Annotated in this window: 17 protein-coding genes; 12 read left to right on the top strand and 5 right to left on the bottom strand. The window is 71.5% G+C overall.

Annotated features, from left to right (window positions below; all coding sequences use genetic code 11):
* Nucleotides 1-52: 52 nt before the first annotated feature.
* From ACZ3I3_RS28590 to thpD, 6 genes are all read left to right on the top strand, one after another.
* Nucleotides 53-1153 (top strand): pyridoxal-phosphate-dependent aminotransferase family protein, encoded by a 1101-nt coding sequence (locus ACZ3I3_RS28590; protein WP_467369782.1) that lies wholly within the window; start codon nucleotides 53-55, stop codon nucleotides 1151-1153.
* Nucleotides 1154-1885: 732 nt separating this feature from the next.
* Nucleotides 1886-2440 (top strand): DinB family protein, encoded by a 555-nt coding sequence (locus tag ACZ3I3_RS28585; protein ID WP_467369780.1) that lies wholly within the window; start codon nucleotides 1886-1888, stop codon nucleotides 2438-2440.
* 338 nt (nucleotides 2441-2778) lie between these two features.
* Nucleotides 2779-3285, top strand: a complete 507-nt coding sequence (gene ectA, locus ACZ3I3_RS28580; protein WP_356923246.1) for a diaminobutyrate acetyltransferase — start codon at nucleotides 2779-2781, stop codon at nucleotides 3283-3285.
* Nucleotides 3286-3337: 52 nt separating this feature from the next.
* A complete protein-coding gene (ectB, locus tag ACZ3I3_RS28575) occupies nucleotides 3338-4609 on the top strand; it encodes a diaminobutyrate--2-oxoglutarate transaminase (RefSeq protein WP_356923245.1) in 1272 nt (423 codons plus the stop codon).
* 43 nt (nucleotides 4610-4652) lie between these two features.
* Nucleotides 4653-5051: an ectoine synthase gene (locus ACZ3I3_RS28570; RefSeq protein ID WP_010037840.1), complete on the top strand. Its 399-nt coding sequence runs from the start codon at nucleotides 4653-4655 to the stop codon at nucleotides 5049-5051.
* 15 nt (nucleotides 5052-5066) lie between these two features.
* Nucleotides 5067-5966 carry an ectoine hydroxylase gene (gene thpD, locus ACZ3I3_RS28565; protein ID WP_467369911.1) on the top strand — a complete coding sequence of 300 codons (900 nt, stop codon included), beginning with the start codon at nucleotides 5067-5069 and terminating at the stop codon, nucleotides 5964-5966.
* Nucleotides 5967-6044: 78 nt separating this feature from the next.
* On the opposite strand, the gene ACZ3I3_RS28560 is transcribed toward thpD, so the two are convergent.
* The 5 genes from ACZ3I3_RS28560 to ACZ3I3_RS28540 all read right to left on the bottom strand — a co-directional run bounded on the left by ACZ3I3_RS28560 (nucleotide 6045) and on the right by ACZ3I3_RS28540 (nucleotide 10696).
* The gene (locus ACZ3I3_RS28560; RefSeq protein ID WP_467369777.1) at nucleotides 6045-7097 is read right to left on the bottom strand and encodes an aminotransferase class V-fold PLP-dependent enzyme; all 1053 of its coding nucleotides are present in this window, start codon (nucleotides 7095-7097) and stop codon (nucleotides 6045-6047) included.
* Between the two features lie 95 nt (nucleotides 7098-7192).
* The gene (locus ACZ3I3_RS28555; protein ID WP_467369775.1) at nucleotides 7193-7906 is read right to left on the bottom strand and encodes a DsbA family oxidoreductase; all 714 of its coding nucleotides are present in this window, start codon (nucleotides 7904-7906) and stop codon (nucleotides 7193-7195) included.
* 76 nt (nucleotides 7907-7982) lie between these two features.
* Nucleotides 7983-8450 carry a GNAT family N-acetyltransferase gene (locus tag ACZ3I3_RS28550; protein ID WP_467369774.1) on the bottom strand — a complete coding sequence of 156 codons (468 nt, stop codon included), beginning with the start codon at nucleotides 8448-8450 and terminating at the stop codon, nucleotides 7983-7985.
* Nucleotides 8451-8459: 9 nt separating this feature from the next.
* Nucleotides 8460-9068 (bottom strand): DUF1349 domain-containing protein, encoded by a 609-nt coding sequence (locus ACZ3I3_RS28545; RefSeq protein ID WP_467369772.1) that lies wholly within the window; start codon nucleotides 9066-9068, stop codon nucleotides 8460-8462.
* A 98-nt stretch (nucleotides 9069-9166) separates the two neighbouring features.
* On the bottom strand, nucleotides 9167-10696 hold the full coding sequence (locus ACZ3I3_RS28540) for an aldehyde dehydrogenase (NADP(+)) (RefSeq protein WP_467369770.1): 1530 nt from the start codon (nucleotides 10694-10696) through the stop codon (nucleotides 9167-9169).
* Nucleotides 10697-10828: 132 nt separating this feature from the next.
* On the opposite strand from ACZ3I3_RS28540, the gene ACZ3I3_RS28535 reads away from it, so the two are divergent.
* The 6 genes from ACZ3I3_RS28535 to ACZ3I3_RS28510 all read left to right on the top strand — a co-directional run bounded on the left by ACZ3I3_RS28535 (nucleotide 10829) and on the right by ACZ3I3_RS28510 (nucleotide 16631).
* On the top strand, nucleotides 10829-11602 hold the full coding sequence (locus ACZ3I3_RS28535; RefSeq protein ID WP_010037854.1) for an IclR family transcriptional regulator: 774 nt from the start codon (nucleotides 10829-10831) through the stop codon (nucleotides 11600-11602).
* Between the two features lie 3 nt (nucleotides 11603-11605).
* Entirely contained in the window at nucleotides 11606-12076 is a 471-nt protein-coding gene (locus ACZ3I3_RS28530; RefSeq protein WP_467369768.1) for a GNAT family N-acetyltransferase, read from the top strand.
* Nucleotides 12077-12156: 80 nt separating this feature from the next.
* A complete protein-coding gene (locus tag ACZ3I3_RS28525; RefSeq protein ID WP_467369766.1) occupies nucleotides 12157-13164 on the top strand; it encodes a hypothetical protein in 1008 nt (335 codons plus the stop codon).
* Nucleotides 13161-14459, top strand: coding sequence for a sensor histidine kinase (locus tag ACZ3I3_RS28520; protein ID WP_467369764.1), 1299 nt, complete (start codon nucleotides 13161-13163; stop codon nucleotides 14457-14459). Before ACZ3I3_RS28525 ends, ACZ3I3_RS28520 begins: the two co-directional genes overlap by 4 nt.
* Nucleotides 14456-15118, top strand: a complete 663-nt coding sequence (locus ACZ3I3_RS28515) for a response regulator transcription factor (RefSeq protein ID WP_467369762.1) — start codon at nucleotides 14456-14458, stop codon at nucleotides 15116-15118. The genes ACZ3I3_RS28520 and ACZ3I3_RS28515 overlap by 4 nt, the downstream gene beginning before the upstream one ends.
* 55 nt (nucleotides 15119-15173) lie before the next feature.
* Entirely contained in the window at nucleotides 15174-16631 is a 1458-nt protein-coding gene (locus tag ACZ3I3_RS28510) for a peptidoglycan D,D-transpeptidase FtsI family protein (RefSeq protein WP_467369909.1), read from the top strand.
* The last annotated feature ends 56 nt before the right edge of the window (nucleotides 16632-16687 follow it).

The following is a 16687-nucleotide window of genomic DNA, read 5'->3' as shown; positions in this document are numbered from 1 at the left end:
GTTCCCGCGAGTAGTCCCGCGAGTTGTCCCCGCACGTGAAGAGAGTGCCACCGTGACGCATCCGTTTCTGGACCTGGCCCCGCTCGGGGCGGACCGTTTCGCCGCGATCGAGGACCGGGTGGCCCGGCTGCTGAGCACCGAGCAGGACGTCGTGATCATGCAGGGCGAGGCACTGCTGCCGCTGGAGGGCGCGATCCGCGCCGCGGCCGGTCCGGGCACGACGGCCCTGAACGTGATCACGGGCCCGTACGGGCAGACCTTCGGCGACTGGCTGCGGGACTGCGGGGCGACGGTGGTCGACCTGGCGGTGCCCTTCCACACGGCGGTCACGGCCGAGCAGATCCGGCAGGCCTTCGCCGAGCACCCGGAGATCGACTTCGTGTCGCTGGTGCACGCGGAGGCGGCGACCGGCAACACCAATCCGGTCGCGGAGATCGGCGAGGTGGTGCGCGCGCACGGGGCCCTGTTCTACCTGGACGCGGTGGCGTCGATCGGTGCCGAGCCGGTGCTGCCGGACGCGTGGGGCGTGGACCTGTGCGTGATCGGGGCGCAGAAGGCGATGGGCGGGCCCGCCGGTGTGTCGGCCGTGTCGGTGAGCGAGCGGGCCTGGGCCCGGATGACGGCGAACCCTCGCGCGCCGCGCCGGTCGTACCTGTCGCTGCTCGACTGGAAGGAGCGGTGGATCGACGGCGGCCGCAAGACACTGCTGCACGCCCCGGCGCAGCTGGAGATGCTGGCGCTGGAGGCGTGTGTGGAGCGGATCGAGGCGGCGGGGCTCGACGCGATGATGGCCCGGCACGCGTCGGCCGCGGCGGCCACGCGAGCCGGGGCGGTGGCACTCGGCGGCGGGCTGGAGCCCTACGTGTACGAGGCGCGGGACGCGGCGCCCGTCGCGACGACGCTCCGGGCGCCGTCCGGGGTGGTGGCGTCGGAGCTGGTGGCCAGGGCGCTCCAGGCGGACCCGGCGGTGCCGCTCGCGGCCGGCGGGGGTGCGCTGGCCAAGGAGATGATCCGGGTCAACCACTACGGAGCGGACGCGACGCCGGGGGCCGTACGGGCGAGCCTGGCGGCGCTGGGCGCCGCGCTCTCGGAGGCGGGGCTGTCGGTGGACGTGGCGGGGGCGCTGCGGGCGACCGAGGAGGCGTGGCGGTAGCCGGGGTCCACGGCCGGACGGGAGCCGGGGCCCGCCCCGGGCGGTAGCCAGGGCCCATCGCCGGGCTGGAGTCGGGGCCCACCCCGGGCGGTAGCTGGGGCCCATCGCCCGGCTGGAGCCAGGGTCCACCGCCGCGCGGGATCCGGACCCACCGCCGCGTGGGAGCTGGGGCCCACGGCAGAGTCCGGCGGTGCCGGGGGCCGCGCTCTCCCAGGCGGGGCTGTCGGTGGATGTGGCGCGGGCGCTGCGGGCAACCGAGGAGGCGTGGCGGGAGCCGGGGCCCACGGCCGGGCGGGAGCCGGGGCCCACCCCGGGCGGGGGCCAGGATCCACCGCCGCGCGGGATCCGGACCCACCGCCGCGTGGGAGCTGGGGCCCACGGCGGAGTCCGGCGGTGCCGGGGCCGCGCTCTCCGAGGCGGGACTGTCGGTGGATGTGGCAGGGCGCTGCGGGCAACCGAGGAGGCGTGGCGGTAGCCGGGGTCCACGGCCGGACGGGAGCCGGGGCCTACCCCGGGCAGTAGCCGGGGTCCAAGGCTGAGCGGAGCGGGGCCCACCGCCGAGCTGGAACCAGCGTCCACCGCCGGGCTGGAGCCCGGGCCCAACGCCGAGCGGTGGCCGGGACCAGCCGCCGGGCTGGAGCGAGGCCCGGCACCGGACGGGAGCCGTCGCCCACCGCCGGGCGGCAGCCCGGGCCCGTCGCCGTTGGCAGTGGGCCGTGGCATGCTCCCCGCATGACCACCGACACCCGTGCCGACAGCGGGCCCGCCGACACCCCCATCACCCTCCCCGACGGCCGTCCCGTCCCGCATCTCACCGGTGACGAGCGGGCCATGCTGGAGAGCTGGCTGGACTTCCACCGGGCCACGCTGGAGCTGAAATGCGCCGGGCTGGACGACGCGCAGGTGCGGACGGCGTCGGCGGAGCCGTCCGGGCTGACGCTGCTCGGGCTGGTGCAGCATCTCGCCGAGGTCGAGCGGAACTGGTTCCAGCGGGTGGCCGCCGGCCTCGACGTGCCACCGGTGTACGAGGACGGCACCGGCTACACGCTGGACCCGGGGCGGGGGCTCGACGAGGCGCTCGGGATCTGGCGGCGGGAGATCGCGCGGGGGCGGGAGCTGTGCGCGGGGCTGCCGCTGGACCACGTCGGGCGGGTCGCCGAGGGCCCGGTGCCCGGGATGGAGGTCAGCATGCGCTGGGTCCTGATCCACATGATCGAGGAGTACGCCCGGCACAACGGTCACGCCGATCTCCTGCGGGAACGTATCGACGGAGTGACCGGGGCTTGAATTAAACGTGTTTCCGAGACGACCCACATGTAAGCTGGCACACAATTAGGAATTCTTTCAAGAACAGCTTCCCGTATTCTTCTGCCCGCTTTCTCCGATCCTAAACCCAAAGATTTTGAGGACACCTGGAGAAGGAATTCGGGCAGATCTCGTGGCGATTACACGGCTGTGACGCGTTACACACCGTGACTGCTTTGCCCGGTATTACCCGGACAATATCGGGCATATCGCTGCCCTTTTGCGGCATGCCTCGCGCTCGCGCGATAACACAGGACCGGCTCATACGTAACCCCTCTCGGCGATGCAATTTTGAATTTCGCTGGGTAAGTTCAATTCGCATGACTGCCGTACAAGCAGATCCGCAAATCGACCGCCCCACGGTGGCTGACGGAGCCGCACTGTGGCGGATGGCGAAGGACTCGAAGGTTCTCGACCTGAACTCGTCCTACAGCTATCTGCTGTGGTGCCGCGACTTCGCGGCCACGTCGGCCGTAGCGCGTGACGAGCACGGCGAGCCGATGGGTTTCATCACCGGGTACGTGCGGCCGGACAGCCCGCACACCCTGCTGGTCTGGCAGGTGGCGGTGGACGAGGCGCACCGCGGGCGCGGGCTGGCCGCCACGCTGCTCGACGGTCTGGTCGCCCGGACCGCCACCGAGCGCGGGGTGACGACGGTGGAGACCACCATCACCCCGGGCAACACCGCCTCGGAGCGCCTGTTCACGTCGTTCGCCGAGCGGCACGGCGCCCGGCTGGAGCGCGAGGTGCTGTTCGACACGGCCGTGTTCCCCGACGGGCCGCACGACCCCGAGGTCCTGTACCGCATCGGCCCGCTGGCCCCCTGACTTTCTCCCTGACTCCCGCAGACTTCCCCCACGCACCGAGGAGCGATTCGTCGTGACCATCACCCAGCCCGACCTGAGCGTCTTCGAGACCGTCGAGTCCGAGGTACGCAGCTACTGCCGCGGCTGGCCCACCGTCTTCGACCGTGCGGTCGGCAGCCGCATGTACGACGAGGACGGCCATGAGTACCTCGACTTCTTCGCCGGAGCGGGGTCACTGAACTACGGGCACAACAACCCCGTCCTGAAACGCGCCCTGATCGACTACCTGGAGCGCGACGGCGTCACGCACGGGCTCGACATGTCGACCACCGCCAAGCGCACGTTCCTGGAGGCCTTCCAGAACCTGCTGCTGCGGCCGCGCGACCTGCCGTACAAGGTCATGTTCCCGGGCCCGACCGGCACCAACGCCGTGGAGGCCGCGCTGAAGCTGGCGCGGAAGGTGAAGGGGCGCGAGTCGATCGTGTCCTTCACCAACGCCTTCCACGGCATGTCGCTGGGCTCGCTGGCCGTGACCGGCAACGCGTTCAAGCGGGCCGGCGCCGGTATCCCGCTGGTGCACGGCACGCCCATGCCGTTCGACAACTACTTCGACGGCACCGTCGAGGACTTCCTGTGGTTCGAGCGGCTGCTGGAGGACCAGGGCTCCGGTCTGAACAAGCCGGCCGCCGTGATCGTCGAGACCGTGCAGGGCGAGGGCGGCATCAACGTGGCCCGGCCCGAGTGGCTGCGCGCCCTGTCCGAGCTGTGCGAGCGGCAGGACATGCTGCTGATCGTCGACGACATCCAGATGGGCTGCGGCCGTACCGGCGCCTTCTTCTCCTTCGAGGAGGCGGGCATCACGCCGGACATCGTCACCGTCTCGAAGTCGATCAGCGGCTACGGCCTGCCCATGTCGCTGTGCCTGTTCAAGCCGGAGCTCGACGTGTGGGAGCCCGGCGAGCACAACGGCACCTTCCGCGGCAACAACCCCGCCTTCGTCACGGCGACCGCGGCCCTGGAGGCGTACTGGGCCGACGGTTCCGCGATGGAGAAGCAGACCCGCAAGCGCGGCGAGCAGGTCGAGCAGGCCATGATCTCCATCACCGAGGAGAACCTGGCCGACGTCAAGGAGTACCGGGGCCGCGGCCTGGTGTGGGGCCTGGAGTTCCACGACAAGGACCGCGCGGGCAAGGTCGCCAAGCGCGCCTTCGAACTCGGCCTGCTCATCGAGACGTCCGGGCCGGAGAGCGAGGTCGTGAAACTGCTCCCCGCCCTGACCATCACGCCCGAGGAACTGGACGAGGGCCTGTCGACGCTGGCCCGCGCCGTCCGCGAGACCGCCTGACCGAGCAACCGGCACCACCCCATCTAGGAGGCATCGCAGCACCGTGATTGTCCGTTCGTTCAAGGAGATCGAAGGTACCGACCGGCACGTGAAGTCGGCGTCCGGCACGTGGGAGAGCAAACGCATCGTCCTCGCCAAGGAGAAGGTCGGCTTCTCCCTGCACGAGACGATCCTGTACGCGGGTACGGAGACGTCGATGTGGTATGCCAACCACATCGAGGCCGTCGTCTGCGTGGAGGGCGAGGCCGAGCTCACCGACCACGAGACCGGGAAGTCGTACACCATCACGCCCGGGACCATGTACCTCCTGGACGGGCACGAGAAGCACACGCTGCGGATCAAGAAGGACTTCCGCTGCCTCTGCGTCTTCAATCCGCCCGTGACCGGACGGGAGGACCACGACGAGAACGGCGTTTACCCGCTGCTCACCGAGGAGGTGTGACGTTTCATGACCGCCATCACCGACACCACCACCGGTATCCCCGACCTCTATCCCAGTCGGGGCGCCACCGAGGTGCTCACCCCGCGCCAGGACCCGGTCGTCTGGGGCGCCCCCGACGCGCCCGGTCCGGTCGCGCCGGCCGATCTGCTGTCCTTCGAGCGTGACGGCTTCCTCGCCATCGACCAGCTGATCACCGACGACGAGGTCGTCGTCTACCGGAACGAGCTCAACCGGCTGGTGAACGACCCGGACATCCGTGCCGACGAGCGGTCGATCGTCGAGCCGCTGTCCAAGGAGATCCGCTCGGTCTTCGAGGTGCACAAGATCAGCGAGGTGTTCGCCAAGCTGGTGCGGGACGAGCGGGTCGTCGGCCGGGCGCGGCAGATCCTCGGCTCGGACGTCTACGTCCACCAGTCGCGGATCAACGTCAAGCCGGGCTTCGGGGCCAGTGGCTTCTACTGGCACTCGGACTTCGAGACGTGGCACGCCGAGGACGGTCTGCCGCGGATGCGCACGGTGTCGGTCTCGATCGCGCTGACCGAGAACTACGACACCAACGGCGGGCTCATGATCATGCCGGGGTCGCACAAGACGTTCCTCGGGTGCGCGGGGGCCACGCCGAAGGACAACTACAAGAAGTCGCTGCAGATGCAGGACGCGGGCACGCCGTCCGACGAGGCGCTGACCCAGCTGGCCGCACAGCACGGCATCAAGTTGTTCACGGGCAAGGCCGGTTCGGCGACGTGGTTCGACTGCAACTGCATGCACGGTTCCGGCGACAACATCACGCCGTTCCCGCGCAGCAACGTGTTCATCGTGTTCAACAGCGTGGAGAACACGGCGGTGGAACCGTTCGCGGCGCCGGTGCGGCGGCCGGAGTTCATCGGTGCGCGGGACTTCACGCCGGTGCGGTGACCGTGTGACCAAGCTGCCGGGTGGGGCCTCCTCGTGTGGGACGGGAGGCCCCACCCGGTTTTTCACGCCTTCATGCCGTCATGCCTTCAGGGCGGCCAGGAGCCGGTCGACATCCGCCGCCGTGTTGTAGAGGTGGAACCCCGCCCGCAGGTTCCCCGACCGGTCGGACACCTCGATGCCCGCCCGGCTCAGCTCGCCCTGCCGGTGGCCGAGCCCCGGCACGGACACGATCGCCGAGCCCGGCGCGGGCACCGGCGTGTGGCCCAGCTCGGCGAGCCCGACGCGGAAGCGGTCCGCAAGGGCCACGTCGTGGGCGTGCACGACGTCGACGCCGATGTCCTCCAGCAGCTCCAGGGAGGCGCGCAGCCCGGCGTAGCTGAAGAGCGAGGGGCTGATGTCGAAACGCCGTGCGGAGTGGGCGAGTTCCTCGACGGGGCCGTAGCAGCTGTCCCAGGGGAACTCACCGGCGACCCAGCCTGCGAGCAGCGGCGTGAGCCCGCCGAAGTCCTGCGGGGCGACGAAGAACGCGGCCCCGTGCGGTCCCAGGAGCCACTTGAAGCCGACGGCGGCGAGGAAGTCGTCCGCGTCGGCCTCCATCGGCAGCCAGCCGGCCGACTGGGAGGCGTCGACGTAGGTGCGGGCCCCGTGCGTCCGGGCCGCCTCGCGCACGGCCGGCAGGTCGGCGAGCCGGCCGTCGGCGGACTGGACGGTGCTGACCGCGACGAGCGCGGTGCCGGGGCGGACGGACTCGGCGAGCCGCTCCAGGGGCACGGCGCGCACCTTGAGGTCACCGCGCGCGTGGAACGGGTTCACCAGGGAGGCGAAGTCGGCCTCCGCGGTGAGGACTTCGGCGCCCTCGGGCAGCGAGGCGGCGATCAGCCCGCCGTACTCGGCGACCGAGGCGCCGGTGGCGACCCGCTCGGCCGGCACACCGGCCAGCCGGGCGAAGGACGCGCGGGCGGCCTCGACGTCCTCGTACAGGGGACCCGTCGGCACGCCCTCCGCGCGCATCCGCACCGCCTGGTGCAGGGCGGTGACGGTACGGGCGGGCAGGAGCCCGTTGCTCGCGGTGTTGAGGTAGGTGTGCTTCGGGGCGAACTCGGCACGGACGAGGTTCTCGAAGGTCTCCATGGAACCACTCTGCGTCCCCTGGATCTCCCCGTCCATTGCCGATTTCTGCGTGATGCCGCTAAGAGGCGCTTATACATACGCGCCGACCTGCGGCTTCAGCGCTGGGGCACCGCACAGCCGTCCGGCCCGCAGGCGTCCGCGTCCCCGCTGTCGACGATCGTCAGGGGCGAGCGCTCGCCGTACGCCTGGGCCAGGGCCTGGGCGAAGACCTCCGCGGGCTGGGCACCGGAGACGCCGTACGTGCGGTCGAGCACGAAGAACGGCACCCCGCTCGCGCCGAGCTGTGCGGCCTCGCGCTCGTCGGCGCGGACGGCGTCGGCGTAGGCGCCGGGGTCGGCGAGCACCGCGCGGACGGCCTGCGCCTCCAGCCCGGCGGCCACGGCCAGCTCCACGAGCCGCTCGTCGTCGTTGAAGACGGAGCGCTCCTCGGCGAAGTTGGCCCGGTACAGCAGGTCGAGCAGCCGCTCCTGGTGCCCCTGCTCCTTGGCGAAGTGCAGCAGGCGGTGCATGTCGAAGGTGCTGCCGTGGTCGCGGCCCCGGGTGCGGTAGTCCAGCCCCTCGGCGGCGGCCTGCGCGCCCAGGTTGTCCTCACCGGCCTCGGCCTGGGCCTCGCTCATGCCGTACTTCCTGGTGAGCATCGTGATCACAGGCTGGATGTCGTCCTTGGCCCGGCCCGGGTCCAGTTCGAAGGAGCGGTGCACCACCTCGACGTCGTCGCGGTGCGGGAACTCCCGCAGCGCCTTCTCGAAGCGGGCTTTGCCCACGTAGCACCAGGGGCAGGCGATGTCGCTCCAGATCTCGACGCGCATGTCTTCGGCTCTCTCCAGCTCGTACGGGGTGCGGAGGCTCCCTCCGCCGAGTTGGTGAACATTCAAACAGCTGGGTTCATTCCGCGGTCAGGGGGAGCCGCATCGTCAGGTGGTGATCCCCCGGCTCGGCGGGTTCCGGCACCCACCCGTGCCGCCGGTAGAACCGCTGCGCCCGCCGGTTGTCGACGTGTACGTCGAGAACGGCCGTGTGGTGCCTGCCGCCGGATGTCCACGCCTCGACGCAGGCCGTGTGCAGGGCGCTGCCGATGCCTTGGCGCCAGTGTCCGGGGTCGACGTGGAACTGGAACAGCTTCACCGTGTCCGCCGGGGCGTCCTCGGGGGTGCGGAAGGACGCCAGGCCGACGATGCGCCCCTCTTCGACGGCGCACAGCACCCGGCCGTCCGGTCGCGCGAGGGCGCTCCGCCAGGCCGCGAGCCAGTCGGTGCCGTCCTGTGGCAGCCCCTCGGGGTAGTACGTCGCCCGGGCCCGCGCGTGCAGCGCGACGACGTCCTCCACCTCGGCGGGCAGGACGGTACGGATCATCACCACGCCTCAGCTGCCGTCGCGCAGGTCGTTCGGCCAGTGCGGCCTGAACTCGATGTGGTCGTACGTCACCACGCAGCCCTCCCCCATCGGCGACTGGGTCATGAAGCCGATCAGGGCCGCGCCCGTCTCCTTCTCGTCGCCGAGGGTGAAGAGGCGGACGAAGGTCCAGCGCTCGCCGTCGCGGGAGGCGTGGAAGGCGAAGGCCCGGCCGGTGCGGCTCACCCGGAGCCAGACGGAACTACCGTCGACACTGAAGGAGTTGGCGTCGTCGGAGTGCCCCCGGGTGACCACCGTGCAGACGGTGGGCACGTCCGGGGAGTACTCCAGACAGAGCTTGGCCCAGGCGCGCTCGGCGACATGGACGTAGAGCACCCCGGCGTCGAAGGCCGCACCGAACCCGACCGTGACCCGGGCGATCAGCTGAAAGTCCCCTTCGGGCGCCCCCAGCAGCCGCGGCGCGTCGGAGGCGGGGTCCAGCCCCTCCCCCGTGGGCGGCACAAACCGATCCTGCCGCGCCCCCGCCCACCCGGTGAGCACCCCGTCCTCATAGGACCAGTGCGCCTCAGGCCCGTAAGAGCGCAGGGGGAAAGGAAGTTCGGGAAGTTCGAGATCCATTCGACCAAGTCTTTCAGGTCCGACCTCAAGGGGCGCGGGGAACTGCGCGATCAACCACAACGAACCGTCAGTCCGCAGTCCCCCGCACCCCAACGGCGCTACCGCTCCAAATGCCCGTTGAACCGCCGCGGCAGCCCCAGCGGGTTCTCATCCCGCAGCTCCGCAGGAAGCAGCGCCTCCGGAGCGTTCTGGTAGACAACCGGCCGCAACCACCGCTCGATCGCCGTACCGCCCACCGACGTGGACGTGGACGTCGTCGCCGGGTACGGCCCACCGTGATGCTGAGCCGGCGCGACGGCGACACCCGTCGGCCACCCATTCACCAGCACACGCCCGGCCAGCGGCGTCAGCTCCTGCAGGAGCTCAGCGCCACGGCCCTGGCCCGCGGCCTCCTCGTCGGACAGCTGCACCGTCGCCGTGAGGTTGCCCGGCAGCCGCGACAGCACGGCCTTCACCTCGTCCTCGTCCTCGTAACGGGCCACCACGGTGACCGGCCCGAAGCACTCCTCCAGGAGCAGGTCGTGCTCCCCCTCCTGCGCCAGCCTGCTCGCCGGCACCGTGAGGAAGCCCGCGCTGACGGTGTGCTCGCCGCCCGCTCCCGGGGTGACCGGGGAGTCGACGTCGGGCAGCTCGGCCCGCTCGGCGACACCGGCGACGAAGTTGTCACGCATGCGGTGGTCGAGCAGGACCCCGGCGTCGGTGTCGCTGACGGCGTCGGTCAGCGACTTCAGCAGGGCGTCACCGGCGGCGCCGGACGGAGCGAGGACGAGGCCCGGCTTCACACAGAACTGGCCGACGCCCAGCGTCATCGAACCGGCGAGGCCCGAGCCGATCGCCTCGGCCCGCTCGGCGGCGGCGGCCTCGGTGACGACGACCGGGTTCAGCGAGCCCAGCTCGCCGTGGAAGGGGATCGGCACGGGACGCGCGGCGGCCGCGTCGAACAGCGCACGCCCGCCCCGCACGGAACCGGTGAAACCGGCCGCCGCGACCAGCGGGTGCTTGATCAGCTCGACGCCCGCCTCGAAGCCGTGCACCAACCCGAGGGCACCCTCGGGGATGTCGTGCCGGGCGGCGGCGCGGCGCAGCACCTTCGCGACGTACTCGGACAGGGCCGGATGGTCCGGGTGGGCCTTGACGACGACGGGGCAGCCGGCCGCGAGGGCGCTCGCGGTGTCGCCGCCGGCGACCGAGAAGGCGAACGGGAAGTTCGACGCCGAGTAGACGGCGACGACACCCAGGGACACCTTGTAGCGGCGCAGGTCCGGGATCGGCGGGGTCGCGGTGTCGTCGGGGTGGTTGATGACGACGTCGAGGAAGGCGCCCTCGTCGACGATGTCGGCGAAGGCCCGCAGCTGGTAGCAGGTGCGGGCGAGCTCGCCGGTCAGCCGGACCGGGCCGAGCGCGGTCTCGGCGTCGGCGGTCTCGACGAGACCGTCCTTGGCCGCCTGAAGCTCCTCGGCGGCGCTGCGCAGGAAGGCCGCGCGCACGGTACGGTCGGCGAGTGAGCCACGCGCCTCCTGCGCGGCACGGACGGCGGCGTCCACCTCCTGGGCTGTGGCCTCCACCGCAACCTGTTCACGCTGCTTCCCGGTTCGGGGGTCGACACTCCAGACTGGTGCTGCTGCCACCGCGGGTCCCTCCACACATGTAATGCCGCAGTACTGGGTCATCCACCAGGGGCGTTCGATATACTGAACGCTGTCTCTGATGATGAATATGCTGTGGAGACTATTTCCCGTCGAACGAAGGGGTCAAGGGCGATGTCGGCTGGCGAGACGGGCGGCGGGGCGCAGGTCAAGTCCGCGGTACGAACGGTTGAACTGCTCGAATACTTCGCCGGGCGTCCCGGTATGCACTCGCTCGCGGCGGTCCAGGAGGCCGTCGGCTACCCCAAGTCCAGTCTCTACATGCTGCTGCGCACGCTCGTCGAGCTGGGCTGGGTGGAGACGGACGCGACGGGCACGCGGTACGGCATCGGCGTGCGGGCCCTGCTGGTCGGCACCTCCTACATCGACGGCGACGAGGTCGTGGCGGCGGCCCGCCCGACGCTGGACCGGCTCTCGGACGACACGACCGAGACGATCCACCTGGCCCGCCTCGACGGCACGAACGTCGTCTACCTCGCCACCCGCCAGTCGCAGCACTACCTGCGCCCCTTCACCCGGGTCGGCCGCCGCCTGCCCGCGCACTCCACGTCCCTCGGCAAGGCGCTGCTGAGCACCTACTCCGACGAGCAGGTCCGCAAGATGCTCCCGGAGACGCTGCCCGCGCTGACCGAGAACACGATCACCGACCGCGAGAAGCTCATCGAGGAGCTGCACCAGGTCCGGGAGCAGGGCTTCGCCGTGGACCGCGAGGAGAACACGCTGGGGCTGCGCTGCTTCGGCGTGGCGATCCCGTACCGCACGCCGGCGCGGGACGCGATCAGCTGCTCGGTTCCGGTGGCGCGGCTCACGCCGGCGCACGAACAGCTGGTGAAGGACGCGCTGTTCGACGCGCGGGACCGGCTGACACTGGCCACCCGTAGGCTCTGAGGCATGAACGTCGAGCTGCGCGCGGTCCACGACAGCGATCTGCCGGTCTTCTTCCGGCAGATGAACGACCCCGAGGCGCTCCACATGGCGGCCTTCGTCCCCAAGGACCCGGCCGACCGGAACGCCTTCGACACCCACTGGGCCAAGATCCGGTCCTCGGCCGACGTGGTCCGCACGGTCCTGGCCGACGGTGACGTGGTCGGCAGCGCGGCGGTGTACGGCGTGGCGGGCGAACGCGAGGTGACGTACTGGGTCGACCGCGCGTACTGGGGGAAGGGCATCGCCACGGCGGCCCTGCGGGCGCTGCTGACGGAGGTGCCCGAGCGCCCCTTGTACGCACGGGCGGCGTCGGACAACGCGGGCTCGCTGCGCGTGCTGGAGAAGTGCGGCTTCCGTGCCGTCGCGACGGCCAGCGGGTACGCCTCGGCGCGGGGTGCGGAGATCGAGGAGACGGTGCTCCTCCTGGAGGGCTGAGCCGCCCTCCCCCGCCCGGCGGAGGCGGATCGTCGTCGTGCAGGAGGTGCCGCCGGCCCACCGCGCGGGAGCCTGAGCGCATGACGCAGTCACTCACTCCCGCAGCCGTCGACGGCCCCGCCGTCCGTCCCAGCCGTCCCCGGCGCGTCCTTCGTGCCGTCGCCGTGCTCTCCTGCGTGCCGTACCTCGGGCTCAAGGCCGCCTGGATCGCCGGGAGCCACCTCGGCATTCCGGAAGGGAGCGGACTGCTCGACGACCGGGTGGGCATGGCCGTGATCAACGGTCTCTCCGTGCTGCTGGACAGCGCGGTGATCGTGCTGGCGCTGATGCTGACCCGGCCATGGGGGCTGCGGGTGCCCGCTTGGCTCCTGGCCTTCCCCGTCTGGGTCGCCACCGGGCTGCTCGCGCCGATCATGGCCGGGTTCCCGGCGCAGCTGGTCGTGAGGGCGTTCGCGGGAGGGAGCGCGGAGTCTCCGGGCCAGGAGGCCTTCCTCGACGAGTGGGTGTTCACCGTGGTCTACACGGGGTTCATCCTCCAAGGACTCGCGCTGGGCGCCCTGTTCGTGCTCTACGCCCGGGACCGCTGGGGGCATCTGTGGCGCGGGCGGGTGTGGGAGCTGCCCGTGGGGGTCGCGGGACCGGCCCACCGCGCCCTGGCCGTCACGGCCGGTGTGCTCGCCCTGCTGCCCCTCACCCTCCACGTGCTCTGGGCCTGCGGTGTCACCGCGGGACTCAGCGACGGCCGGGCGGCGGACCGGGGCGCGGACTTCCACGTCCTGGAAGCCGTGTACGTGGTGTTCCTCCTCGCGGCCGTCACCGGCGGCTTCCTGCTGGCCTTCCGGCGCGGGCGGGCGCTGCCCGTGGCCGTGCCGCTCGGCCTGGCCTGGGTCGGCTCGGGCGCCGTGGCCTGCTGGGGCGGCTGGCTCTCGCTCGCCTCCCTCAGCGGTGCCGAGGACATCGCCGACCGTCCGACGCCGCTGATGAGCCTCGCCTACGCTGGTCAGATGCTCGTCGGCTTCCTCGTCGCCGCCATCGGCGTCTACTACTTCGCGGAGCGCTCGGCCAGGGCCGCGCGGCAGGCGGCGTGAGACAGGCCGCCCGGTCGCTGTTCGGCCGGCGGGCCCGGCTGCGCTGGGTGCATCTGATCCTCGGCGGCGCGCTCGCCATGCCGTACGTCCTGGTCGGGTCGGTGATCATCGGTCCGGCCACCGGCGGCACGGACGTCTTCACGTCCTTTCCGCTCCAGCTCGCCTCCTTCGGCGTGGGCCTGCCGCTAGCCGCCGTGACGTCCCTGTTCCCGCTGACCCGGCCGCTGGAGGCCGCCGCCGTGCGCTGGCTGTGCGGTGTCGACACGGACCGGCTCGCCTTCGGGCCGGCCCGGACGCGGGGCGAGAAGGGCCGTACGGCGGGCTGGTTCACCCTGCATCTCGGGCTCGGCGGGATCATCGCCGGGATGTCGCTGGCCGTGCCGCCGTTCGCCGTCGTGCTGATCGTGCTGCCGGTCGTCGCGGCACTGGGCGGCACCCGGCTCGGGCTGCCCGAAGCCCTCGACCACACCTGGGGGTTGGCGCTCGCGCCGGTCGCGGGCGCGGCGATGCTCGTCGCCCTGGCGGGGTGCGCGGCCGGTGGCGGCGCACTGCTGGCCCGCTGGGCGCCGGCGTTGCTCGGCCCGTCTCCCGAGGGCCGGCTCGCGGCCGCCGAGGCACGCGCCGCCGACCTGGCCGTACGCAACCGGCTGGCGCGGGAGCTGCACGACTCCGTCGGCCACGCGCTCAGCGCGGTCGGTCTCCAGGCGAGCGCGGCGCGCCGCGTCCTCGACTCCGACCCGGAGTTCGTCCGCGAGGCCCTCGCCGCGATCGAGGACACGACCCGGCGCACCGTCGGCGAACTCGACGCCGTGCTGGGCGTGCTGCGCGAGGGCGACGCCCCGGGCACGGCCCCGGCGCCGACGCTCGCGGCCGACCTCGACGGGCTGCTGCGTCGCACCCGGGCGGGCGGACAGCGCGTGACGGCCACGGTCGGCACCGACCTGGAGGCGCTGCCCGCGCTGCTGTCCCGGGAGGGCTACCGGATCGTGCAGGAGGGGCTGAGCAATGCCCTCAGGCACGCGGGCGACCGGGTCGCCGTGGACGTGCGGATCGCCGTGACGGGCGGAGCGCTGGAGATCACCGTGGAGAATCCGGTGACCGGCCCCGCGACGGTCACCGATCCCGCGTCCTCCCGCCCCGGCGGCGGCCACGGGCTGCGCGGCATCGCGGACCGGGCCAGGCTGCTGGGCGGGACCATGACGGCCGGACCGGTCATCGGTTCGTCCGGACCGGCTGGATCGGCCGGGAAGAGCTGGCGGTTGCACGTACGTCTGCCGATGAAAGGACCCGTATGACCCGCCCCGCCCCCATCCGTGTCGTCCTCGCCGACGACGAGCGCATGGTCCGCACCGCGCTGCGCGCCATCCTCTCCGCCGAGCCTGACCTGGAGGTGGTGGGCGAGGCGGCCACCGGCGCGGAGGCGGTGTCCGTCGTCCGGGACCTGCGGCCGGACGTCGTCCTCATGGACGTCCGGATGCCGGAGATCGACGGCATCCGCGCCACCGAGCAGATCCTCGCCACCCTGGACGAGCCGCCCCGGATCATCGTCGTGACGACCTTCGAGAACGACTCCTACGTCTACGACGCGCTGCGCGCCGGAGCCGCCGGGTTCCTGCTGAAGCGGGCGGACGCCGACGCGCTGGTGCAGGCGGTCCGGCTGGTGGCGCGCAGCGACAGCCTGCTGTTCCCGGCGGCCGTCCGCACGCTCGCGACGGAGCACGCACGCGCGCACCCGGCGCCGCCGGAGTGGGTGGCGAGGCTCACGGGACGCGAGCGCGAGGTGCTGCGGTACATGGCGGAGGGGCTGACCAACGCGGAGATCGCCCGCCGCATGGAGGTCGGCCCCGCCACGGTGAAGTCGCACGTGGCGGCGGTACTGGCCAAGACGGGCACTCGGGACCGCACGCAGGCGGTCATCGCCGCGTACGAGGCGCGGTTTCTGAACGCCGGATGAGAAAACGGGACGGGTGGGAACGATCCGCCCCACCTGGCTCGTCCTCCTGTTCGGGATGAACAAGACGATCAGGCGCGCGTCGGTCTTCACGCTGCTGCTGGTTTTCGCTCTGCTGGTCAGGGCGACCTGGGTGCAGTACTACGAGGGCCAGGCGCTCGCAGACGACAAGGACAACCGGCGGAACGCGATCGAGACGTACTCGGCGCCGCTCGGGAACATCATCGTGGGCGGCCGGTCGGTCACCGGCTCGGCGCCGACGAAGACGGGCGACCTCAAGTACAAGCGCACGTACACGGACGGCGAGTTGTACGCGGCGGTGACGGGCTTCGCCTCGCAGGCGTACGCGCCGACCCAGCTGGAGGGCATCTACACCGACCTCCTGAACGGCACGGACAGCCGTCTGAAGTCCGTGATGGACACCATCACCAACCAGCGGGCCGCCCCGGGCAACGTGGTCACGACGGTCGACCCGGACGTGCAGAAGGCGGCGTACGACGCGCTCGGCGACAAGAAGGGCGGGGCCGTCGCCATCGACCCGAAGACCGGGAAGATCCTCGCGGTCGTGTCGACCCCCTCGTACGACCCCACGTCGCTGACCGACGCCAACACGGCGGGGGTGGCCTGGAAGAAGCTCACGGCCGACCCGGAGAAGCCGATGGTCAACCGGGCGCTGCGGCAGCCGCTGCCGCCGGGTTCGACGTTCAAGCTGGTCGTGGCGGCGGCGGCGCTGGAGGACGGGCTGTACTCGTCGGTGGACGAGAAGACGGCCAGCCCCGACCCGTACACGCTGCCGGGCACCACCCAGGACCTGTCGAACGAGAACCCGAACGCGCCCTGCACGAACGCCACGATCCGTACGGCGCTGGAGTACTCGTGCAACAACGTCTTCGCGAAGATGGCCGTCCAACTGGGCCAGGACAAGGTGAAGGCGATGGCCGAGAAGTTCGGCTTCAACGACGACGAGCTGGACGTGCCGGTGCGGGCCTACACGAGCGTGTACCCCTCGGACATGTACCCGTCGCAGACGGCCCTGACGGGCATCGGCCAGTTCGACGTCACCGCGACGCCCCTGCAGATGGCCATGGTGTCGGCGGCCATAGCCAACGGCGGCAAGCTGGTCTCGCCGCATATGGTTTCGCAGATCACCGACAGCGGCGGTGATGTGTTGCAGGACTACGACGACGACGCGGGCTCGAAGGAGATCCTCTCCTCCTCGACGGCCGAGCAGTTGCAGTCGGCGATGCAGACGGTCGTGGACAAGGGCACGGGCACGAACGCCCAGGTGCCGGGCGCGACGGTCGGCGGCAAGACGGGTACGGCGCAGCACGGCGAGAACAACAGCCAGGTGCCGTACGCCTGGTTCACCTCGTACGGGAAGTCCGACTCGTCGGGCAAGGAGGTCGCCGTGGCGGTCGTCGTCGAGCAGTCGAACGCGGCCCGCTCGGAGGTCAGCGGCAACGGCCTGGCGGCGCCGGTCGCGAAGGCGATGATGGAAGCGGCGCTCAAGGACTGAACCCCAGCTGCCGATAAGCCGTCTGTAGAGACGAGAAGGGCCGCCCCCCTCCCCCC

The sequence above is a fragment of the Streptomyces sp. NPDC016851 genome (genome assembly GCF_055562795.1).
This window is presented reverse-complemented; position numbering and strand designations above follow the sequence as displayed.